Below are 23,669 nucleotides of genomic sequence, written 5' to 3' on the forward strand. Positions count from 1 at the left end.
GCCCTGCCTTAGCGTAATTGGACTAAAAGTTCATCGCTAAATATCAGCCATAAAAATGCCCCACGATGAGTGAGGCATTTTTTATGACTGATACATTAACCTATTGGCATTAACCTATTGGCATTAATCAATGTTCAAATATTTATGAGTTTGAATTGATAAACGCCAATTACGGGCAATACACACCTTCATCGCCAGTTCGGTCGCTCTGGGCTTTTGGCTTATCGGTTGCAGACAAATCGTTTTAGCTGAAATATCGATGTCTTGCAGTAAATTATCCAGTTCAGCAATATGATTCTCAGTGGCAATAGGATGCTTAATCTCATTGGCACGGTTCAATGCCTGCGCTAACACCTGATAACCGCCCTTCATATTCACCTTGGGTGACACAGTTACCCAACTGTCATCGGCGCATAACACCTCGAAAGTGCCACTGGTTTCAATTTGAGTAGCAAAACCTTGGCTATGGAGGGTTTGGGTTAAATCACGTAAATCGTACATGCAAGGCTCGCCGCCAGTGATCACGACATGGCGCGCAGTAAAACCCTTGGCATTAAAAGCGACAATCAGGCTTTGGGCGGTATGTTCAGCCCAGCGACCAATAGTGCCATCTACGGTAATGACTTGCGCTGGTTCAACTTTATTGGCTTCAAGTACATCCCATGTCTGTTTAGTATCGCACCAAGCACATCCCACGGGACAACCTTGTAAGCGAACAAATATAGCGGGCACTCCGGTAAAGACACCTTCACCTTGAATGGTTTCAAATACTTCGTTGACAGGATAATTCATGCGGGCGTTCCACTTTTATGGGGCGGCATTTATAGTGGATTTTAACTTGTGCTGCAAGTTTTTACGCCTAATAAATCTATTTCGAGTTAACTCACAGAGTGGGCAAGCTCTATGGCCTCAGTTACACTAACGGTCTATTTATGCGTGTTCTACGGTCAAGTGAAATTCTTTATGTCAATAAATTCTGAGTCAAAAAAGTTAATGTCAAAAGCAGTGGTAGTCTTCAGTGGCGGGCAAGATTCGACAACCTGCCTTATTCAAGCCCTAACCCAGTACGATGAAGTATACGGCATCACCTTTGACTATGGCCAACGTCACCGCGAAGAAATTGAAGTCGCTAAATCCTTAGCGGAACATTTGAAAATCACCAGTCACAAAGTCATGGATGTTACCGTGTTGAATGAGTTGGCGATTTCGGCCCTCACCCGTGATGCGATACCCGTTTCACACGAGTTAATGGACAATGGGCTGCCGAATACTTTTGTACCCGGGCGTAATATTCTGTTTTTAACGCTTGCGGGTATTTATGCCTACCAATTAGGCGCTGAGGCAATAATCACCGGTGTGTGTGAAACAGATTTTTCTGGTTACCCAGATTGTCGCAACGATTTTGTTAAAGCGATGGAATCTGCCTTAGTTCAAGGTATGGATAAACAACTGAAGATCATCACGCCATTAATGTGGCTCAATAAGGCGCAAACTTGGGCAATGGCAGATAAATATCAGCAACTTGATTTAGTGCGTCATCAGACGCTCACTTGCTATAACGGCATCATTGGCGATGGTTGTGGTGATTGCCCTGCTTGTCATCTGCGTAAACGTGGATTAGAGGACTATCTGCAAAATAAAACCGCAGTGATGGCTGAGCTTAACGCTTATGAGTCTAAGGCATGACACGCAATCCCTATTGGCTCGCACTGGTAATAAGTCTGATTTGCGCTGGCTTATACCTTGCGGGTTTAATAAGCCCTACTATCGACAATGTACTTGCCTATAGTCGCAGCGCGATTAATGACGGTGAATGGTGGCGCTTAGTCAGTGGTAATTTGCTGCACACGAATCAATGGCATCTGTTGATGAATCTAGCAGGATTATGGGTAGTGCTGTTTTTGCACCACTTTCATTATCATCTCAAAGGATTTAGTACGTTATTTTTTATTCTCTGTTTGTTTGAAGGCATAGGCTTGTATGTGGGTTATCCGCAATTGCTTGGTTACGTTGGCTTAAGCGGTATGTTGCATGGTTTGTTCGTCTATGGCGCTGTGCAAGATATTGTGCGCAAGCTGCGTTCTGGCTATGTGCTATTAATTGGCGTTATTATTAAAGTCGGCTACGAACAGCTTTATGGCGCAAGCAGTGACGTCACCGCCATGATAGGCGCGCGCGTGGCAACCGAAGCACATTTAGTCGGCTTAGTCTGTGGACTGATTTGCGCTTTAGCGGCGTTTATTACAGTTAAACTTAATCGTTCAAAAGTCGCGGCCTAATCCTATTCAACCGATAACTGATATTAAAAAGCCGTCGTAGCATTGGATGCTAGACGGCTTTTTTAGTGACCAACGTCTTAAATAACCTGAGTTTGGGATAAGCAGAGCCGCTGAATAGGCTTCTTTTCTGGCCTCTCTGCGTTGCCCTGCTTAACCATAGCTCGCTATGGTGTACGACAGAGCGCCTTGATATGCGCAAAAAACTGCGGACTCAGTCAGAAAATAGATTTTTCGTTTCAAACTAATCATCTATAGCATTGATTTAGTTTGTTAAATGTAGATTTCCCGACACTCATTATCCCGAGTTCAGGTTCAATAATTAACATAAAAATAAATCTACGCTCTAATCAACAGATCCCGTAGATGTTTTACTTCATCACGCATCGCCGCCGCTTGTTCAAACTCTAAATTGCGCGCGTGATCGTGCATTTTCTTTTCGAGCACATCGATTTGATGGCTCAATTCTGTCGCATCGGCTTTGTGGTATTGGGATGTAGACTCAGCCACTTTGCCATAAACCGCCTTACTGTTGCGGCCATCGTCCACGTCCATCACATCGGTGATGCGTTTAACCACGCCTTTAGGCGTGATGCCGAGCTTTAGATTATGCGCGCGCTGACGTTCTCGACGTCGATTCGTTTCACCAATCGCTTTTTCCATTGAATTAGTGATGCGATCGGCATAGAGAATTGCTTTACCGTTGACATTACGTGCCGCGCGGCCAATGGTTTGAATAAGCGAGCGTTCTGAGCGTAAAAATCCCTCTTTATCGGCATCCAAAATACACACCAGAGAGACTTCAGGCATGTCTAAGCCTTCACGCAATAAGTTAATACCGACCAGTACATCAAACTTGCCAAGCCGTAAATCACGGATAATTTCAACCCGCTCAACGGTGTCGATATCTGAATGCAAATAACGCACTTTAACGCCATGCTCATCTAAGTATTCGGTTAAATCTTCCGACATACGCTTGGTCAATGTTGTTACTAACACCCGCTCATTGACGGCAACTCGCTTGGCAATTTCAGATAATAAATCATCAACTTGTGTTCCAACCGGGCGTACTTCTAGTTCTGGATCGAGTAAACCCGTTGGCCGTACCACTTGCTCCGCTATCTCGCCTTGACTCTTTTCAAGCTCATAGACACTAGGGGTCGCCGACACATAAATAGTTTGCGGCATCAATTGCTCGAACTCTTCGAACTTAAGCGGACGATTGTCTAATGCTGACGGCAACCTGAAACCGTATTCCACAAGCGTGGTTTTACGTGAACGGTCACCTTTATACATGGCGCCAATTTGCGGCACAGTCACATGGGATTCATCGATAATAAGCAAACCATCAGCGGGTAAATAATCGAGTAAGGTTGGTGGCCCTTCGCCCGGAGCACGGCCAGATAAATAACGTGAGTAGTTTTCAATGCCGGAGCAGTAACCCAACTCCACCATCATTTCGACATCGTATTGCACTCGTTCATGAATGCGCTGCGCTTCAATCAGCTTATTATTATCAAGCAGATACTGCTTACGCTCACGTAATTCTTCTTTAATAAACTCAGTGGCAGCGATGATTTTTTCCCGCGGTGTCACATAATGAGTTTTAGGATAAACCGTAGTGCGAGCAATACGCTTAATAATATGGCCAGTTAACGGATCAAATTCACTTAAGCGCTCAATCTCATCGTCAAATAGCTCAATACGAATCGCATTACGCTCAGAATCGGCAGGGAAAATATCAATCACTTCACCGCGTACTTGATAAGTACCGCGCTGCAACTCAATATCATTACGTTTATATTGCAATTCACTGAGACGGATTAAAATATCACGTTGGCCCATCACATCGCCTTGGCGAAGATGCAGCAACATTTTCAAATAGGAGTCGGGATCGCCCAAGCCATAAATAGCCGACACAGAGGCAATCAGCACCACATCTTTACGCTCTAACAGAGCTTTAGTCGCCGATAGACGCATTTGTTCTATGTGGGCATTCACCGAAGCATCTTTTTCAATAAAGGTATTTGATGCAGGTACATAGGCTTCTGGCTGATAGTAATCGTAGTAAGAGACAAAATACTCGACCGCATTATGGGGGAAAAACTCTTTCATCTCGCCATAGAGCTGCGCTGCCAAGGTTTTATTGGGCGCCATGATAATCGTGGGGCGGCCTAACTGTTGGATCACATTGGCAATCGTGAAGGTTTTACCTGAGCCTGTTACGCCGAGTAACGTTTGGCAAGCCAAACCCGCCTCGAGGCCGTCGACTAATTTGGCTATAGCGGTAGGTTGGTCGCCTGCGGGGGCGAATTCCGATTCAAGCTGAAAAACAGATTCTGACACGCGCGCATATCCTTTTAATAAGTCGCCCTATTCTAATCAAGTCACTCACTAAGCTCCAGTCATTATATGACTGGATGAGCATAGATTCTTAACGATTAAAGACGCATCACAATACTGGAAAATGATATGACAGCAAAAAACTGAAAGTTTGTGTCGAAGGAAATTTATACTGATTTAGCCCATAAAACACCCATAAACTGAGCAAAACTACCAATTTAATACACAAGAAACATATTTTGTTTGATTACAAAACTGCAACCTAATTTATACCCTTAATTAAAAGCACTTGCTTTTACTATTCACTTGAAATAAAACACTTTTTATTTCAAACCCAAAAATAGTGTATTTTAAGCCCACAGCCCATCCCACAAGGGTTTGCCGCCTGTTAATCAAGACAACCCACAGGGTTATCCACAGATTTTGTTGATAACTCGAAATAACCCATAAACCACGCGGGGTTGAGGGCTGTCATGCTTATCAATAACTACCGCTCGACATTTGGTAATTTAATTACATTTGATAAACGTGCTTACTGTAGCGCGCCACGAGATTTGATAAACAAGTTCACCTAAATTGAAAATTAGTGATTAATCAATTACTCGTTGGTTCACTTAGTCTGATAAATATGGGTTCACTTAATTTGATAAACTTCTCAATAAGCCCCCTAAATCGAGGGCTATTGAGTCTTTTCTACTTAGTTAATACGTTGGTCTACCAGTTCCAAATGAGCAGTTCTTGCTGCTCTCCAGAGCGTTTTGAGCCTCCTACAGTGTAACGTATTCCAAGCGTCTTCATTTGTAGTCCAGCGAATGCCTCGCGCATCTCTGGTATGTCATTCACACTGATCACCATCTTGCCTTTGATTGTCTTCGCGAGCTCGGCCATCAAGGTATATTGCTCTAGTCCAAAATCTACACCATAACCTGCGGTACTCCAGTAAGGTGGGTCTAAATAGAACAAGGTTTCTGGCTTATCGTATCGTCTTACGCACTCTGCCCAGTCCAACCGCTCGATATAGGTTCTTGCCAAGCGTAGGTGAGCAACGCTGAGATCTTCCTCAATCCTTAACAAGTTCAAACCAGCTGGTCGAGACGCTGAACACCCAAAATTCTGACCTGATACTTTCCCGCCAAACGCCAGCTTTTGAAGATAGTAGAAGCGACTCGCTCGCTGAATATCGGTTAGAGTTTCAGGGTTAGTATTCTTCTGCCATAAAAACTCTTCACGGCTAATTAAAGCCCATTTAAAGTGCCTTATAAACTCTTCTAAATGATGTTTAATCACTCGATAAAGATTAACGAGATCACCATTCATATCATTGACCACTTCCACCCTCGCCTCATCCTTGCTAAAGAACATTGCAGCACCGCCGCAGAAGGGTTCGACATAGGTATGGTGTTCAGGGAATATCGGTAAAATCTGCTTAACTAATCTACGCTTACCGCCCATCCAAGGGATAATCGGTTTTGGCATGTGAGCCTCCTTTTTTAGGATTTTTTATGCTAGGCTCGGTTCGCCGTGTCGACGCGGTGAGGGAGCCTTGGTTGGCTCACAGGGTGTTATCCTGTGTGTTGACGGTCTAGCAGTGTTGGTAGCATTGCTAGACCGCTCTCTTTTATCAAATCTCTAATTCAACATACGTCAGGTCGGCGGCTTGGCCTTGGATCTGACCATCGACGATATACACTTTCCCGCTGGCAACGGAGTCACCCAAAACGGTCTGATAACTGCCATCGGCGTGCTGTACTGTCGTGGTGCCATTCGTCACGTTAATCACAGTGGCAACACTGCGCTGGGGCTTAGGATTTAAGTTCGCTAAGCGTTGATAGATGTTGCTCATGCTGCCACCTCATTACGCAATAGCGTCACGGTCTGATTCACAGTAACCATCCCCGTTGACTCATTAACGCTGCCACTTATGCTGAAGCTTTCACACACAGATTTAAACACCTCGACACCTTTACGAACCCCAATTAACATGCCTGGGCGCATGGGAGGTAAATCCGCCATTACCTTAGCGCGAATGCTGTTTTGCACCTTATTACCTGCGTTGGCTAATTCGGCCGTTGCGCGCATTCTTGCGGCTTGATTATCAGTGATTAACTTATCCACTATATCACCAGCAAAGTTGTCACCAGCGGTCCCGAAACGTTTCACTTTCGCCGCCACGCCTTGTTGCTCACCACGCACAAACACCGCATTAGCATCGGGACGAATGTCGATACGCTCGTTAAATTCGAGGATCACTCCATCGTGCAAAATCACATCGGGAATTGCGCTTGTGGTATTCCAAGGCACGACTGGCCACTGAGGGATCACCGTTATAGTCTGAGTTTCATCATTCACATCGAGCATGGCCCCAATGCTGTTGGCCATCATGTTAATGGCTTCAGCGGGAGTTTTAGCGGCATAACTAAAGGCGTTTGCAGGTACAGGGTAGTCACTAATTTTACTGGCGACAGTCCACCCAGTATTGGCCACAATATCGGCCATTAAGCCAATAAAGCTGCGGGCTACCACGTTCACATAGTTGATGGCCTTTCTGTTCGGGCTGGCGAGTGTGGCTAAGCGACCTCGACCTGTCGCGCTATAACTGGTTTTGCCGAATGCTTTAGATTCGCTGGGAGACTCACAAAGCAGGTAAAAGTCATAGCCGTTAATGCTTATTTTCAGTAATTTATTAGCGGCACGCTCGGCATCAATACGGGATGAAAACGCTAAGCTTCCGCTACTAGCCCATTGCGAACGGGACTGAGAAATGGATACTGATTTGAGCACCACAGCAACGCCGTCACTCACACGAACACAACTGATTTGAGGCTGCATGAGGTAACTCCTTCTGATTTGCGGTTCGATAGGGATCTTAAAATCAATGGTAGGTAATGGTGGATTAGTGCCTATCAGGCCGCCGCCATCATCCCAGTAGCACACGTTCGGTGAGGCCGTAAATCTAAGCTGTGTTGGGCTGGTTGAGTTAATCCAAGGCTTACTGAAACGCAGCGTGACCTTACCTACTGGCGGTACGTATTTACTGGAACATACCCAACGCGCCGCATGGGGAGCCCATGCCACAGTCTTGTTATCACCTTGGCTTTGAATGTTGGTATAACTAAGCGCTATCTCAGTCGCTAGTTGCTCGCCGATATGCAGTTTAACGGTAATTTGCTGGCTCTTGGCGGCCGCTTGTGACCACGGCATTTCAAGCATTTTCTGCTGCAGGTCTGGCACAATCCAATTGCTCGTGGCTTGATGGCTATGGGACTGAGGTACCAACCAATTCATATTGAGCAGAAAAGGTACCAACGCATTCCATTGCCACCCGAAGGCAAAAACTTCCCTAGCTAATGGCGGCGTATTCCATAACATTGTAATTTGCTGCTTTAAGCTAATGCCATCCCATACAAAAACGGCATTAGCGGCATGTGATTGACTGCGATTACTAATAGTGATTTGCTGTTCAATACTTTGACCTTGATGAAAAACTATTCCGCAAGCCATACCGATACTGCCAGCCTTAATTGGTATTTCTGGTATTTCAGGCTCGGTTTCACCACCAAAGCGTAAGGTAATAGGTGACTTACGGTTGTTCCAATTTTCATCAAACCTTATAACTATGCCAGCTAAGTCATCAACAAATTGCAACTTAATGGGTGAAACTCTGGCACGCCAAAGCTTGTCAAATTTCATACTATTGACTCATATTGACAGTATTAGCATCAATCAACTCTGCCATTACACCATCTACAAACTTACAGTCATATACCTGAGAATCATCAAGTATACCGACTAACAGCTTATTAGAATTGGTGTATAAAAAAGGCACTAACAATTTGGCAATACCTGACGATGGACGCAGGGTATTAGTGATAATTTCACCTGTGGTTCGGTTTATAACCATGAGGCGTTCAGCATTAATATCCATGTTAACCTCAACAAGTCCCAATGGTCTGACGCCTATTGGTGGTGGTTTAATGAATAATATTTTAAACATTAGTACCATTCCTCAATATTGAGCCACATATAATTATTGTACCCACGTAACAGTTGATATTTAACACCGTTAAATACCCTTTCTGTGGGCCAAGTTGCATTACCATACCCACAGAATGGCATTGCGTATAGGCCGGGAACTGTACCCCTATATGCTGGATTTTTACTGCTATATAGGGCAAGTAGACCATCCACATCAACAGCGGTACTGGGTGATGACATGACAATCATCGCTGGAAGTAATACAGGATTTATACCTTGAGATTCCAGTGTGTAATTCGAATTAGGGATTTGAATTGATAGGGCTTGAACATTAATGGTATGAGGAATTGCAAGGGAATTACCATCAACACCATACATTCTACCTGTGCCGGTATTTGAGCTAATTGCGACTGAATGCGAATAGTTAACTGCGGACATATCAGCTGTAAAATTAGGTGCACAAATGGTAAATCTAGTCACATCATTTGGATAATTACTATCAATATCACCAACGAAATAAACCACTTCGTATTGCGATGAGTTTAAGTAATTTGTATTAGTACTTTCAAATCTAGGTAAAATATAAACTCCCGCTGATGTACCAATTACAACCCACTGGCTATGAGCCGATGAGTTGTAATGCACAAACCTGTAGCTAGAGTGTGTGAAGTTATCCAGTGCCGACATTGCAGAGGCTGCACGAACATACAGCATCGTATTGGCGGTGTTCCCCCCTGTTGTAGACCAGAACTGCACAAAACCACCACTACCCTCTGTGGTAGAATTGCGAAATGCAATCTTGCTCGTTCCTGCATCTTCAAATGCAACAGACCAGCCTAAACCAGCCTTTGCACCGTAACCTGTAACTAAACAGGCTTTTAATACTGCGATAATTTCACTCGGGGTTGGGTTTGCACCTAACTGCGGTGCACACGCATCATCCCAACGATAAACTTTTACTGCTAATCCCATTGCAATTACTCCTATGACTCGTTGCCGAAAAATGACAATACGGCTTTATCTGTAGTGATTTGACTGTGACCGACCTGCACATTACGCAGCAGCATTATCGGATTTGAGGCCGCGAACGTGACGAAACGAATCGCTTCGCCTTGCTGCCAACCGCCACCCCATGCACCTGAGCGAATGATGAAGTAAGGGGCATTTGTCAGTGGGTTAATGGGCGCAAAATCATTGAGTATGTCACCTGCTGCGATTTGACCAAGACGGCGGCCAACACAGCGAAATGCGGTGGCTGAGGTCATAATCAATACCCAATCTTCATTCACTGCAGTGGTGTTTTTGACTTCAAACGGATAGTCAACCGCATTCACGTTGCCCGTAGCTGGGTCGCCATCAAGGTCCCAATTGTTGGCCCATGCCGTCATATCCCGCACTCTGCCAACACGCGCCTGCAGGTCACCAAGGATTTGCACACTGGCTAATGTGGTACCTGCTGGATATTCACGGGCTAAGGGCTTGGCCAGCACAACGCTATTGCCTGAAAACGATGACACTAGACCGAGTTCCATAATGGTATCGCTCAGCACAAACGGGGCGGAAAATCCGGTAAAATCACTGTTAATAGTGACCGTTCCTGCCACCTTGTTTACGGTAAAATGGTCATTATTAGGGGTCCATAGGCTTGCGCCATTGGCATCGGTAATATCCACAAACTGGGCATTTTCACGAATCGTAAACACATTGCCGACAGAGCCTGTGACTTGCTGCACTTGGGTATGAGAAAGCGCGACAGTGCCCCAGCGTCTGAACATATCAACAATGCCGTCATTGGGAATACGCAGTGGATTGAGCCCGTAAATCTCGGCGGGGGGTAGCTGGCGCAATTGGTCGGTAATGTCATAGCGCAGCGTGGTTAAATCAACCGGATTGGTAAATAACAGTTCAACCAAACCATCTACGATAGTGCCGCTAATACCACTGCCAGTTATCACCCCTTGGTTGTCAGATGAGGCGCTGATAATGGCGTGGTCGGATATCCGTTCAACCTGCACGTAAAAGCTCTCTAACAATGGATTAGCCACACTCAGGGCAAATTTAGCCGTAGTATCGCCTGCTGCCGCTGCAGTGGTTGATTCAACTAAACCTGAATAGGTCAGTGTAAAATCACCACGGCTTACCGTTTGCTTAGTCACCACCCCAGTAAAATAATCAATGGTCGCCAGCAACTCAGTGGTGTCATACAACTTACCGATACCGCTATTCACATTTTCAAATACGTCCTGAGGCACATAGTTACTATCAGCAAACACCGCACGGCCTTTGATACTGCCGACCGTTAGCTGCTTATTCGCTGGGAATGCATTAACGCTTGAGTAAATGCTGTATTTATACGCAGAAACATAATAGAGCGAGACTGTGGGGTTATAGAAAAAGTGCACATCAGGCCGCAGCGTAACGGTCACGTTACCCGTTCCAACAGTAATCGACTGAACTAATGAATTACTCCCACCGAAAACGCCATAAGGATCGGTAGAGACTGCAGTGACAACATCAGTGTCTATAAGTAAATCCGCTGTGGTGAAGGTATAGCTGTACGTCCCTTGGGCACTTGGCTGACTAATTACTTTGCGGATCACTTGGCTAACAGTGGCATCGCCGTTATCACTGCCACCCGTGATGGTGTTACCTGGCTTTGGCGCTAAGGTGGTGATCGCAGGCAGTAACGACAATTGAGTTGCCGCCACAGCTAAGCTTACCCCGCTGGCTGCGGCAGTCAGCTTCGTTACCCCGTGGAATTTTAATGGGGATGCAGTGTTAGATAATCGCAAGCGAGTGCACTTACTCTGGCCATTGATTTGCAAACCTGGTTCTGGTGTCGCAAAAGGGATCGGCGGGTCGAATACTACGGTACCCACTGCACCGTTCACTATGCTGGTACGAGTGACTTTGCAAAAATGGGTTTTGCGTGGCCATGCCACGTTTTCAATGCCAGGATATTCCACGGTAATACAGATCACTTGGCCAACCTGCAAATAAGTGGTTTTCCAATAGTCTCGGTCATTAAAGCGATAGGACGACTGCAGGTAATCTGAGGAAAACGAGTTTTGGTTCACAAGGAAACCGGGACCACCTTCACGGATTAATTCCCCTGCAGTGACTGACGACTCAATGATCTCTTTCATATCTGTCATGCGAGACTCATCATCCAGCGCGGCAGACTCGATCATGAATACGTTAACTAATGGGTCTATGGGTGGCTCACTGATAAACACATGGGCATCAATCAAAGTACTGGTGTCTGGCGTATCGAGCGCAGGGAACGCTTTTACAATGTCGATACTGGATTGGGCATGGTCGATATCGGATATCGCTGAAAATAGCTCATTAAGCTGACCTGACTGCACAGCGTTCTTAGTCCGTTGGCCGCCAGCCTCATTACTTGAACCCAGTAACTCAGGCTTAAATACTTTTAAATCTACACGGGAAATTGTCATATTAAACGGCCTTTAAACAGTGATTAACTTCAAGGTTATAGCCTCGATTTCGTCGGGGTCGGTATCGCTGTAATTGATCGCTGGCGTGCCGCTAATGGGCTGTTCTCTGTAGTCCCACATCACAGTTAATACAGTGCCATTGATATCCAGGTTAAAGCTGTTCGCGCCCTTTGAATTGGCGTGGGCCTCAAGGGCGTTAAACACAGATAAGGCTTCTGCATCGCTGAATAACACCACAGGGCGGCCCGCTTGTTTGGCGGCCACTTCAACATGCTGCGAGCCATCGAGCGCAAACTCAGTGCTGCTCACAAAGGGCGTATAACCAAAGCGGTTAAGCCAAATAAAATACGGTAATTGAAGCGTGTCTAAGGTGATCATGAGGTGGCCTTAATCTGTTCTAGTTCGCGCAAAAACAGCTGCTTAAACTCATCAAGCAAATCGGCTTTCACCACATTGCCCGACGGCATTGCCAGCTCTAACCGATAAATTTGTACACTGCCGCCTGTGTTCTGATAGCTCACCGATGGCGAAGTGGTTTGGCTTGAGGGACTGCGAGTGGAATTCGTCGCGGTGCTTGCACTGCTTGATGCACGCTCGATCGCCTGTGCGTTACGTTCTGCCGCCTCGGCCTCGATTTGTTTTAGTTTGGTAGCGTAGATTTGCTGACTCAGTTGCAGGGCTTCTGCCGCACTGGCGATGGACTCTTTATCCTGGGCCGCGCGGGCAGCATCGAGCAGCGCCTTAAGCTCAGCCTGTTGCTGCTCATAGCGGCGCTTCTCGATAGCGGCTTGGTTATTGTTGAGCTGATCTATCTCATCTTTGAGACTGCCCAATGTCGCGTTGATATCGTCACGCAGGCCGAGAATACGATCGCGGGTAGCATCAATGGCCGCTTGCAGTGGCTTAAGATCTTCGTCGCCTAGCTCGCGTATATTCCACTTTGCCTCGCGGCTAATTTGATTAACGCGATCGAGGCTAATGCTGGAGCTTTCGAGTTCTTCAGTCCATTTACGGGTCAGTAGAGTTTCATTGATGATCTGCTTTTCGCGGATAAAGGCTTGGTTGCTGAGCTGTGCAAGTACACCCCAAAAGCCGGTATTCACCCGCATATTGTTCATGATGCTTTTGGTCAATTGATCGACACGGGCATTAAGTTTTTCGGTGGTATCTTCACTAAAACTAAATTGCTTATTTAAATGAGCGTAAGCACCCGCAAATAGGTTTACATACTCAGTGGCTCGGCCTGTCGTTTTCTCCAGAGCCTCAAGTTCTTCACGTTGTTCGATTAAAGTTTTGGTGGTCTTTTTTACCTGTTCATCAGTCTCTTGCTCGCCATCTTCCAAGCCGCCCATTAAGCGTTGCAATATTCTGAGCACTTCGACTAAGCGTTCTTTTTGTCGCAAGTATTCTTCCGCTGTGATGCCGCCGTCTTTATAGGCTTGTTCGAGCCTTAACATCTCGTCAGATACAGCGGCATACTTACTTTTTATCTGTTCATAATTCGCTGCTTCGAGCGCTTGAACCTCACTGAGCTGCTTAGTTTGGTCACTCAACTTGCCTTGTAAACTAATCAAGTCTTGTTGGGCTTTTGCTTTGGCTTTACTCGATACCGTCGAGCTGTTCATCACATCTCGGCACTGCTTTAAGCGAGTCTCGGTTTCTGTAACAGCACGGCTTAACTTGGCCTGTTCGGGTGAGAGTTCTTTTACGCTATCGGTATAACCGTACTGTTTCGCAGTTAGCTCACTCAAATCTTTCGTCAGCCCAAGGCTTGCTGCTTGAGCTTTTAACGTTTCGGGTACCGTAGATCCCGTCGCTTCGGCGGCGGTTAATGCCGCTTTCGCCCACGCTAAAAAAGCATCCTTTTGTTGCTCAATAGGTTCACGGTTATTTTTAATCAGATTAAAGGCTGCTTCGGCCTTAGTATTGACCTGTTCTAGGGCTGCGCTACTGGTCAGCCCTAAGTCTTTATAGGCTTGTTCCAATGCCACAGTGCCTTGAGCCGCGGCATCAAGATAGGTTTGTTGTTCTTCAAATTTAGTGCGTAATACTGTCAGTAACTTAACGTGACCTTCGTATTGTTCCCCTGCAGCTTTTAATGGTGCTAAGGCTGCATCAATTTGACGAATGAAACCGCCCATCCCACCTTTAACACCATCGAGCGTTTTAGTTTGTTCGCTTAAGGTAAAAGTTAGTCGCAGCGCTTCTTCAACCGTCAGTTTAATCGGCTCAACCACATCAACGGCAGCCTGTTTGACTTCATCCATCGCTTTGGCGGCGTTCTTCCATTTACCGCTGGCATCATCATAAATCAGCTTGCCGTCATCCACCGCCTTGTTGAACTCGGCCATAGTGGTAAAGGCTACGCCCGTTTGCTCACTGAGATCCTTAAGTGAATACTCCAACTGTTTCGCGCTAGACGCCGCAGCGCGTTTAGATTTTTCCAGTGCTTCTTCGGCGATCAATAACTCTTGGTATACCCGAGCAACTTCGATGAGTTCACTGATTAACGCTAAGTACAAACCCGCTTTAGCTGCAACAGCCAAGGCACCTTTGAGCTTGCCTGCGGCTAAAGTCGCGCCCTCACTCGCCACTGTGGTACCCATAATCGAGCCAGTGTAAAGGCGCATCACGCCGATGGCGGCATTGGCTCCGGTGATCACATCACTAAAATAGCTACCGACTTTTAACGCTATAAATGCCTTAGCCACAAAACCAATTTCATCACGGAAGTGGTACAGCATAGCCGCGCCATCTTGCACCGCTGAGCCAATGCTCACGATCGTGTCGCTGACTTGCTGCGCCCATTCCTTTAAACGGCCATCGGCGGCCATGGCGGCAAACTCAAGATTCAACTCACTGATCTGGCCCTTGAGCCAATCAAGTGCACCGGACTGAGCCACGAGATCATAGAAGGATGAAAGGTTGTCTTTGAGGTTTGATACTTGGCCACTGAGCAAAGCCATCTGCGCCGCTGCGCTGCCATTGGCGGCTCGGCCCATTTCATCAATCAAACCTTGGATCACATCGCGGCCAAGCTTGCCTTGCTCACTGAGTTTTTGCAGTTCGGTGGTGTTCTTTCCCGTGACCTTAGCCAGCATGTCCCATACGGGCACGCCGCGCTCAATCAACTGCAGGATCTCTTCGCCCTGTAGCTTTTGTTTTGCCCAGGCTTGGCCGAGTGCCAAGGTGATCCCCTCGACCTCTTGAAAACCGCCACCGAGTTTAAAGGCTTGATCCACAATTGCCTTCATGGTGCCGTTCATAGGATCAAGGCCAAAGGCTTTGGCCTTCACAAACGCTTGGTTAACTTCGTTCAGTTGCAGCGGCACATCGATGGCGAATTGCTTTACCCAAGCGGTCGCTTGTTTACCGGATTCAAAACCGCCCATCACGGCATTCATTTGCACGCCAAGACGTTCAAATTGATCGCCCGTGGCAAAGACATCCTTCACCGCTTGGGCCACGCGGTCAAAGCCCAAGTAAGCCCCTGCTAAGGCGGTCACTTGGCCGATCACACCACGCAAGGAACTGGCATGATCACGGGCGCTGGCATTGCCCTTATCTAACTGATTAGCAAACTTATCGACATTGCGGCCAGTGCCGTCAAATTCGGCGCTTAACTTGCGCTGCGCTGTGGTCAGGTTGTTGTAATCAATGCCCGATTTCGACAGGGCATTTTGCAGCTTAGTGTGGCTGGATGATTGCTGCGCTAACTCGCGCTGCATTTGCTCCAGCTCTTTTTCTGCCACATCAATAGAGCGTGCCAGTTGCACAAAAGGCGCATCCGTTTGGCTGGCACGTTGCTTTAAGTCCTGCAGTGCTAAGGCGGCAGCAGTGACAGCAAGCTCTTGTTGTTCAAGCTCATTGCGTGACCGCTTAAAGGTGTTGATCAGGTCTTGCTGGTTAGCCAGCTCATCGAGCTTATTGGCTAAGGTATTGGCTTTTTGACTGGTCGATTGGCTGCTATCACCAACATCATCAAGCCCTGTTGCTAAAGGCTTGAGCTCGTTAGTCAGTTGCTCGGCTTGGTTGCTGGTATTACGGCCGCTTTGGGCCACTTGGTCTAACTGGTCGCTTAACGGGTCAAGGCTGTTTTTGAGTTCATCAACTTGGTTCGCACCCGCTTGGCTGGCATCACTCACGCTATCGAGTTCATCAGCGAGCGCCTGCGTCTTAGGATTCGCCGCATCCGACTCAGTGCCGATGCGCTTAAGCTCATCGACTAAAGCCGCAATGTGTTGCTTGCCCGTGGCTTCTGCCACGATCCGCAGGGCGAGTTCTAAGGTTTTATCAGCCATGGCTATCTCGTTAATGCTCTCGTTAGTATCTAAATAATCGGTGTTTAAACGGCGGTTAAATGGGGATTAAAGGGCATGGCAATTGAGTACGGCCATGCCCTTGGGTTAAGCAAAACCGCTTATGCATCCAGCTCTAGGTACTCGAACGGATGATCCTTACCCGCCACTAACTGGGCTTTACCCGCAAGGGTGGCGCTCACAAACTCGCTGGCGGCAAAATCGAGCGCCGCTGTTGGCGATAAGCTGGCGTCGAAAATTTCGAGCTTAATCGGCTTGCCTGTTTCGAGGTTTTTACCTTCACCGAAGAGCCGCGCGCGGGTTTGGGCACTAATGCCACCACGAACTAGCGTGCCGGAAATGGCGTTATGTTGGCCTGTCACCGTCACCGCGCCGCCCGCTTCAATTGCGCCGCCTTTTACGGCACGTACTAGCCCTAGGGCATAGTTCACCTCATAGTCAGTGCCCAGCACTAAGGTGGTAGCGTCTTTCTTCACCACAAAACCGAGGGCGGCAAAGTTACTTTCAGGTAGCTGTATCCAACGTTGATTGGTTGGTAAGGTCACGGCTTCATCGGTTAAGTTGCCGCTGCCCGTGTTCAGCACTTGGGTATCACCCAACAGTGCCATAGCAATCAGTTCGGCAGGTTGATCGTCAAACGACCATTCCACCTCAACAGGTTTTGCAATTTTCACCACGCTTAAGGCTTGGCCGTAGCTGTCTTTCTTTTTACTTGGACGTACCTTTTCATCGGCATCGGTTTTAATGGCGAGCTTAGTGGTGTTGATGGGACCAATGATCCCCGTTGATTGCCCTTGGGCATTTAAGCGGTCAACAAAGAAGTTGCCTGCGACTAATAATCCACTCATGGTGAGTTCCTCTTAGGTTGTTAAGGTTTGAATCTCAAAATCACACTTAACGCCACGGGGTAATAACCGTGGCTTTTAGTGAAACGGGGTTTAACGGGACTGTTAACGCGCACAAAGGGGCCAAGCATCTGACCATCCACCGCAATGGACTTACCCACAATCGCGTTTAACAGGCTGACTAATAGCTCACCTGCGTGGCCTTCGTGAATAGATAAACGGCAAGCCAATACCACAAGCCAAGTCTGCTTAATTTGGCTGGTGTTGCCGCCTTGCGCGGTATCCGCCAGCATATCGCCCATATACAGCACATGGGCGGCGGGGGTGATTTGGCTGCGCTCATCCACTTCGCTTAGCTCATTGGCTTGATAGACCTTTTTCAGCTTCTGGCTCGTCACTAATGGCTCAAGTATTTGAGTCAGCGCATCACCTGCAGCAAGGTAGTTATCTTTAATTTCAAACATCAGATAAACCCCTTAGACGATGCACGGCCAAACACGCTACCTGCACTTTCGATACTGACCACTAACTCACTTTGGCTAGCGACTTCACCCGTATCAGCTAGCCCCAAACTGATATCGCCTTTGCTCACTGCGGTTAAAAACTTCACCACAGCGGTATAGCGTTTCTCGACTTGTTCAGGGGCTTTATCGCCATACAGGAAGTAACGGGCGATATCGCAGCAGTTACGCTCAAGCACGGCGGGAACCGTGGTTAACGGCAAGGTGTAACGGCCCACGATATAGCCATCAATCTCAGCCGCAGCATCACGCAATGCTTGCTCAAGCACGACGGTATTGATTTCCCCGGGCACACTGCCTTCGCGCTCGGTGAGCAGCATTAAGTCCTGCGCACCAAAGCGACTCAGCATGTTGTCAGGGGTGGCGTACATCACTTGAGCCATGACTATTCACCTGCTGCGTTGGTGACGGTGCCCGATGGTTCAGTGCCTTTCGTTTCAGTGCTTTGGGTAGCCATTTCGTTTTCACCTGGCACAGTGACTTTTACTGCCTGAATAGCACTAATTAAGTCATTTTTATTCATCGAGTTAACACCCGTGATCGCCAAGTCTTTTGCCAGTTCTTTCAGCTCTTTTACTGACAGTTCACCCAATACTTTCTCTTCACCGCTAGGCTCTTTCACGCCAGTGAGCTTGCCTGTGATATCGGTACCTAATGTCTGATCACCGTCTGGAATGTCCACACTCCCCGACGCTGGTGCCATATCACGCACGGATACCTTAAGGCGCTGGTCAGCTTCAAACGCTGCGACTTGCTCATCCGACAACTCGGCCAACGGTATAAGGTTTTCGCCTTTGGTAAGCGCCATGCCCGCACGGCGGTAGCCAGTGTGCGCAAGACAGATAACCAACAGGACTTGAATGTTCTTAGAAGGATTCGCCATTTCATTGTTACCTCACTCGATGTTGGGGTGCAGGCGCATCCTTTTGCCTGCGATTCGCTACTCAAACTTAAGGGGTGAACACCTAAAGCTGTGGCACCACAAGGATCTCGAACTTGCCTTTCAGTTCGTTATCCACGGTCACGCCACCTTCATCAATGCGCTCACGGGTCATTAACTTGAGTGCGACGTCTTCAAGAGAAGATGGGATCACCAACAAATTGGGGCGTATCTTGAGCTTCTTACCGCCATCGCTGGTAAAAGCTTGCATGGCTTTGTAAGCGCTCCATAGGTTGGTGGCATTGAGAGTACGCTTGTTGGCGAAGGCCATTTGCCAGAAGCCAAAGCCCGCCTCACAGCGCATATCGGTGCCGAACTGGAACTCGTTATTGGTCCAAACTGCAGGATCGGTTGGATTAAACAGGGTGTTTAAATCCAGCTTGCGACGCTCTTGAAAGATGAGTGGCTTTAATGGGCGCGTGGTATCGAGCAAAAACCAAGGTTCCCCTGAATAAGCGCCATCAACCACCATATTGGCCACCGATACGTCAGCCCCCGTACCATCGTGCTTCTCGTTAACGGGATGGTCAGTGTCAAAAAAGTTCTGCCCGTCATAACACAAAGTGCCAAAGCCTTCGGCTAATAGCTCGAACACCAAGTCGTCGGGAAACTCTTCACCTTCCTGCGCCAATGCCTGCACCATAGGTTTGTAAATCCCTAAAGTGTCATCTTCCACATCATCACGACTAATACCTATGGTGGTTTCAAAGGTACGGTTAGTGATTGAATAACCATGCTCTTTGATGGAGTTGATCACCCGCGCACCAATCCATTCGCGCATGGTCGGCATTGAGCCTAACCAGCCGTAGGTATTGGACTTAGTGTTGCTTGGCACGACTGAGGCAATTTTTAAATACAGTGGCTCAGTCTTAGCTAAAGCATTTTGAAACTCGCTACGCACCATAGTGCGCAGGGCTTGTAATACTGGGGCGTTAATAGCAGCCATTATTTTTGCTCCTGATCAGCGGCGATAGCTTTAGCAAAGTCAGCTTGTGACATGCCCCAAGAATCGGCCATTTTGATTTGGTCGGCAGTCAGTGCCGCGAGTTTGGTGTCCTTGTCCTTGATAGGATCGGGAACTGTGGTGGTTTGCTTGGCCGTTAATGCGGCAATAGCCACACGCTCACCCAAGTTGGCAGTCAGCGCTGCCATGGATTGCTGGCCTAACTTGGTTAGGTAATCACGTTCACACTCAAAGGCTTTGCCTTCATCTATCGCCGCCTTCACGGTTTGCTCAACGGTAAGCACGCCGTTTTCAGCAGTGAGTGCAACAAGTTGCGCGCGCAGGGCAGCGACAGTTGCCGCTGGAACGTACTGGCTTAGATCAACCGAGGGTGATGTAGCACTCAGCGCGGTAAGCTGTTGCTTTAAGCCATCCACGCTATTTGCTGCCGTGGTTAGCGTATTTAGTGCAGATAGCGCCGCGACCTCTTGCTCAGCGGTTAAAGCTGTCACGTCATCGGGAATTTCAACGCCCAAGGCGGCTAAGATTTTTCTCAGTAATGGGTTCACATGGAGTTCCTCCGTGTCGGTAGATTGGATAAGTTCGTGTGGATTGAGGCTTGTATTAAGAGCAGCCAGTGCAGCCAACGATGCGAGTGGCAACATGCCATCGACACCAGGGCGGTTAGTTAACGCGGCTGAGTGGATAAATTGCGGGCGGCCAGTGCTGGTGTCGTAACCGAACACTAGGCTGAAGTACTTGTATTCTTTGGCGGTGAGGTAAGCGATGGCGTTATCGGTAAAGCGCGGCTTAATGAACAAGCCCTGCCCTTGTCGATATTGCACGTCATCGATGTTGAACCAACCCGCAGCGGGTGCAGGTTGGCCGTTGACTTCTTTGTTCAAGGTTTGGTGTTCGTAGTCAATAACCAGATCACCGGCTTTATGGGGGGTATTTGCTTGCAGGGCCGCGAACGCAACGCTATCCATCAACCACTTGCCACCCGCTACATCATCAGGGCGACCATCTACGGCAGCAAAGTGGCCATCAGGCAGCGCCTGAATGTAGCCATCTTCACCCACCACAAAGACGGCTTCTGGATTGACGTTTAACTGGCTGCTTAAGGCGGCAAAGCCCAAAGCGGTGGTGGTTGCAGACATAAAAAAGGCACTCTCAATAACATTGGAGTGCCCATCATGATCGAGTGAAGCAGGTTAGCGGATTGGAAAGGTTTCGGGATTAATTAGTTTTATAATAATTGTTCTTTAACAATTGAATATCTCTCTTTATCAGAGGAGTACAAACAGGACATTCAATATCTTCAAAAATTATAAAATCTGTTATTTTTTTCCTAGAATTTCTATATTCTTTAATTTTTTCGCCTGCATTAGCTCCATATTGAGATGTTAATTTACGCTTTATTTCCAAAAAAACATCTTCAAGAATTTGATCACATAATTTTTTCGCTGCGGTTTCATAATTATGACCTCTAACAAAGAGATAAACATTTTCTTCAGTTAGTCCCTTCGAATTGAACAAGTCTGAACCTACAACCGTTTGTGTACCTATGCTTAAATTAGAATAGTCAAATTTCAAGTCTGGTTTCAACAGCTCTGTTAAGGCTCTAATTAGCTCCTGCCTTTCAGGCTCATTTTTTAGTATTCTTACAAACTCTGGATATATAGCTTTAGACCAATTCTTAATTACATCAGGAATATTTGGTGGTATATCCTGACAGTTTGAACTTTTCCCACAAAGTTCGACTAACTTATTGGGGTGCCATAAAAGATTTTCAATAGAGTATGCATAAGTTTGAAATACAAATTCAGATAAATATATATTAAAATTTAAGCCTAAAAGGTAATCGTAATCACTATCTAGAGCAACCATCAAATATGGACCCAATTTTATAGTGCCATTTTCAATATTATTAATTAAATGTGGCTTTCCATTTGCGTCTGAGTCTTGCCCATAAGGTTTAGCATCAACAATTAAATCTTCAGCTCTAAATCTTGCACGCCAAAAATTAACATCTTGCCATGCTTCGACATAAAGGATGGGGTCTTGTGAACTATCAAATAGCCTTGTTACTGCTTCGACATACTCAGAACTAACTCCGAAGCTCATTCCACTACTTACAGTTTTCATTATTTTACATTCAACTCCAAGCAGTTCTGTAACCAGCCATTCATAACTAGGCTTGGGGAATGTGTAGCTATGATAAATTGATTATCTGGTGCAATTTCTGACAAGTCTCTTATTAGCGATTTTTGCCATTTTACATGCAAAGAGATTTCAGGCTCATCCAGTAAAAAAACTCTAACTTTATCTTTATAATTGTGAATGGCGAAAAACAAATAAATTAATGTTTTCTCACCTCGAGAGAGAAGATTCCATGATATTGGCTCAACATCAACATCCTCAAAAAAACCACCTTTTAATTCATCAACCTTATTAGCATCAATAGGGATAATTCCTAATGTTACTTTCCCATCCTCATCTCTTGTAATACATTTTCCTGAATCACAAAAATAAGTATTCAACTTTTCAATTACTTTATTTATTCCTTCAATCTTCTTCATTGCTATGTTGTAAGCAGATGATTTAAGAAGTTCTGTGAAAGTCATATCTTTAATTTTTGAGAGTGCTTCAACAATTTCTCTATTAGCTTGCGACTCAACAGCTTTTACCGCATCTCGACAGTACACAAACCGTTCATCAATCGTACTGTTATACGCCGCCCAATAAATTGAAGAGCGATCTAAGCTACAATTGTCGAGATTATGTAATGTAGATCTATCCTCTTGGTATAAAAAGCCTAATGGCGGGACCATAAACTCTTCATCTATCGCAGGAATATCAGCATCATCAACTGTTTTTAGGTTTTTTGCCCACCCCTCTCCACAATCAGTAGACTTATGGCTAATGTAGGTAACCGCATCATCACTAATTTTGTTCGTATATAGTTCCTGAATTTGCCTAACAATATCTAATCCAAAATCAGTTTTACCTACAAGAAGCTCGTTAATCTCCTCTTTACTCTTCCAAGCTGTCCCTGAAAACTCAGGGAAAATCATTGTCTGGATTTCTACAGAGTTATCAAATTTAACAACTGAAGACCAAAATCGACTCTTAGAGGTACTAGGATTATTAAAAAGTTTAGGGCTATAAATTAAACTGTCAAAAATCACATTCAGTAATGAGCTTTTACCTGACCCATTCAAACCAGTCAGAAACGTAACCCTATCTTTAAATTGCAAAGAAATCTCATCTTTTCCCCAAAGGTTAAAAACGGAAAACTCTTTTATTAATGCTAATTCAAAAAGATTCTTCAAAATTGTCTCACTAAAATTAAAATCATGTTTAGAGTTACTTGAAAGCTTTTTGTTATGTAAGTTCGCGTAGTCAATCTACCCCAAAAAGCGTTTCAGGCATCAATGATGTTCTATGACTAGCATAACCTAGTTTAAACCCCGTTTAAATCCTTTTTGAAGCGTTTAAATGCTGTTGTTATAAACCGTTATACCAAATTGAAGGCTTAGGTGCTTAAATCGTGTCAGAGGACGTTAGCAGACAAATCCATTCAAGCCCTTTTTACAACAGATAATCCCCCAAGATCCCTAACATAGACTGCTCATCCTCACGGCTTACACCTAGGTATGGCCGCTCAGGTATACCCGCTGGGCCTGCGGGCATATCGTCGGTGCCACCAAATTGGTGAATTGCGGCATAGATTTTATTGCTACCAATGGCCGCCCAAAAGTCGCCGCTGTCGGCTGCTACGCTGGCAGCTAGCCCGCCAGCACTGGCCTGCAGTATCTTACCGCCTTGGCGTTTAGGGTTAGCCTTAAGGTAAGTATCACTTAAGGATGCCCAAGCTTGGCCTGTGGTGAAATTGGCCTCTGCTTCAAATGCAGATTCGGTGGCAGATTCGAGCACAGCGGCGATATCATTCATGGGTTCGCTTAAGTCATCGAGCTTATCCATCAAACTAATCAGCACCTGCATTACAGTGTCATTGCTAAGAGTGATATCAATCTTACTCATGT

21 protein-coding genes are annotated in these 23,669 nt (G+C 46.3%); 2 read left to right on the forward strand and 19 right to left on the reverse strand.

Annotated elements, in window-relative coordinates:
- Window positions 1–123: 123 nt before the first annotated feature.
- Window positions 124–792, reverse strand: coding sequence for a 7-carboxy-7-deazaguanine synthase QueE (gene queE / locus BW947_RS13805; protein ID WP_076500496.1), 669 nt, complete (start codon window positions 790–792; stop codon window positions 124–126).
- A gap of 171 nt (window positions 793–963) precedes the next feature.
- Between queE and queC the strand changes: the two genes are divergently transcribed.
- On the forward strand, window positions 964–1,686 hold the full coding sequence (queC, locus tag BW947_RS13810) for a 7-cyano-7-deazaguanine synthase QueC (protein WP_076500664.1): 723 nt from the start codon (window positions 964–966) through the stop codon (window positions 1,684–1,686).
- Window positions 1,683–2,279 carry a rhombosortase gene (gene rrtA, locus BW947_RS13815; RefSeq protein ID WP_076500498.1) on the forward strand — a complete coding sequence of 199 codons (597 nt, stop codon included), beginning with the start codon at window positions 1,683–1,685 and terminating at the stop codon, window positions 2,277–2,279. Before queC ends, rrtA begins: the two co-directional genes overlap by 4 nt.
- A 336-nt stretch (window positions 2,280–2,615) precedes the next feature.
- Here rrtA and uvrB read toward each other — a convergent pair whose 3' ends face one another.
- The 18 genes from uvrB to BW947_RS13905 form a co-directional block, all read right to left on the reverse strand.
- On the reverse strand, window positions 2,616–4,622 hold the full coding sequence (gene uvrB, locus BW947_RS13820) for an excinuclease ABC subunit UvrB (RefSeq protein WP_076500500.1): 2,007 nt from the start codon (window positions 4,620–4,622) through the stop codon (window positions 2,616–2,618).
- Window positions 4,623–5,333: 711 nt separating this feature from the next.
- Window positions 5,334–6,095: a DNA adenine methylase gene (locus BW947_RS13825; RefSeq protein WP_076500502.1), complete on the reverse strand. Its 762-nt coding sequence runs from the start codon at window positions 6,093–6,095 to the stop codon at window positions 5,334–5,336.
- A 145-nt stretch (window positions 6,096–6,240) separates the two neighbouring features.
- Entirely contained in the window at window positions 6,241–6,462 is a 222-nt protein-coding gene (locus tag BW947_RS13830) for a hypothetical protein (RefSeq protein WP_076500504.1), read from the reverse strand.
- Window positions 6,459–8,309, reverse strand: coding sequence for a hypothetical protein (locus BW947_RS13835; RefSeq protein ID WP_244153258.1), 1,851 nt, complete (start codon window positions 8,307–8,309; stop codon window positions 6,459–6,461). Before BW947_RS13835 ends, BW947_RS13830 begins: the two co-directional genes overlap by 4 nt.
- A 1-nt stretch (window position 8,310) precedes the next feature.
- Window positions 8,311–8,544: a hypothetical protein gene (locus BW947_RS13840; RefSeq protein ID WP_143562255.1), complete on the reverse strand. Its 234-nt coding sequence runs from the start codon at window positions 8,542–8,544 to the stop codon at window positions 8,311–8,313.
- A 68-nt stretch (window positions 8,545–8,612) separates the two neighbouring features.
- A complete protein-coding gene (locus tag BW947_RS13845; protein WP_076500508.1) occupies window positions 8,613–9,566 on the reverse strand; it encodes a hypothetical protein in 954 nt (317 codons plus the stop codon).
- 11 nt (window positions 9,567–9,577) lie between these two features.
- Complete coding sequence (locus tag BW947_RS13850; RefSeq protein WP_076500510.1) at window positions 9,578–12,052, reverse strand: hypothetical protein; 2,475 nt, start codon at window positions 12,050–12,052, stop codon at window positions 9,578–9,580.
- A gap of 12 nt (window positions 12,053–12,064) precedes the next feature.
- The gene (locus BW947_RS13855; RefSeq protein ID WP_076500512.1) at window positions 12,065–12,430 is read right to left on the reverse strand and encodes a hypothetical protein; all 366 of its coding nucleotides are present in this window, start codon (window positions 12,428–12,430) and stop codon (window positions 12,065–12,067) included.
- Window positions 12,427–16,353 (reverse strand): tape measure protein, encoded by a 3,927-nt coding sequence (locus BW947_RS13860; protein ID WP_076500514.1) that lies wholly within the window; start codon window positions 16,351–16,353, stop codon window positions 12,427–12,429. The genes BW947_RS13855 and BW947_RS13860 overlap by 4 nt, the downstream gene beginning before the upstream one ends.
- Before the next feature lie 119 nt (window positions 16,354–16,472).
- Window positions 16,473–17,219: a phage tail tube protein gene (locus tag BW947_RS13865; protein WP_076500516.1), complete on the reverse strand. Its 747-nt coding sequence runs from the start codon at window positions 17,217–17,219 to the stop codon at window positions 16,473–16,475.
- 20 nt (window positions 17,220–17,239) lie between these two features.
- A complete protein-coding gene (locus BW947_RS13870) occupies window positions 17,240–17,680 on the reverse strand; it encodes a phage tail terminator protein (RefSeq protein WP_076500518.1) in 441 nt (146 codons plus the stop codon).
- Window positions 17,680–18,120 (reverse strand): gp436 family protein, encoded by a 441-nt coding sequence (locus BW947_RS13875; protein ID WP_083948212.1) that lies wholly within the window; start codon window positions 18,118–18,120, stop codon window positions 17,680–17,682. The genes BW947_RS13870 and BW947_RS13875 overlap by 1 nt, the downstream gene beginning before the upstream one ends.
- 2 nt (window positions 18,121–18,122) lie before the next feature.
- On the reverse strand, window positions 18,123–18,620 hold the full coding sequence (locus BW947_RS13880; protein ID WP_076500520.1) for an HI1506-related protein: 498 nt from the start codon (window positions 18,618–18,620) through the stop codon (window positions 18,123–18,125).
- An 82-nt stretch (window positions 18,621–18,702) separates the two neighbouring features.
- Window positions 18,703–19,623, reverse strand: coding sequence for a Mu-like prophage major head subunit gpT family protein (locus BW947_RS13885; protein WP_076500522.1), 921 nt, complete (start codon window positions 19,621–19,623; stop codon window positions 18,703–18,705).
- A complete protein-coding gene (locus BW947_RS13890; RefSeq protein ID WP_076500525.1) occupies window positions 19,623–20,780 on the reverse strand; it encodes a phage protease in 1,158 nt (385 codons plus the stop codon). Before BW947_RS13890 ends, BW947_RS13885 begins: the two co-directional genes overlap by 1 nt.
- A 79-nt stretch (window positions 20,781–20,859) precedes the next feature.
- Window positions 20,860–21,768, reverse strand: coding sequence for a DUF4435 domain-containing protein (locus tag BW947_RS13895; RefSeq protein ID WP_076500527.1), 909 nt, complete (start codon window positions 21,766–21,768; stop codon window positions 20,860–20,862).
- A complete protein-coding gene (locus BW947_RS13900) occupies window positions 21,768–22,955 on the reverse strand; it encodes an ATP-binding protein (RefSeq protein ID WP_076500530.1) in 1,188 nt (395 codons plus the stop codon). Before BW947_RS13900 ends, BW947_RS13895 begins: the two co-directional genes overlap by 1 nt.
- A 259-nt stretch (window positions 22,956–23,214) precedes the next feature.
- On the reverse strand, window positions 23,215–23,667 hold the full coding sequence (locus BW947_RS13905) for a phage virion morphogenesis protein (protein WP_076500532.1): 453 nt from the start codon (window positions 23,665–23,667) through the stop codon (window positions 23,215–23,217).
- Window positions 23,668–23,669 lie beyond the last annotated feature (2 nt).

It is taken from the genome of Shewanella morhuae (assembly GCF_900156405.1).
Taxonomy (GTDB): domain Bacteria; phylum Pseudomonadota; class Gammaproteobacteria; order Enterobacterales; family Shewanellaceae; genus Shewanella; species Shewanella morhuae.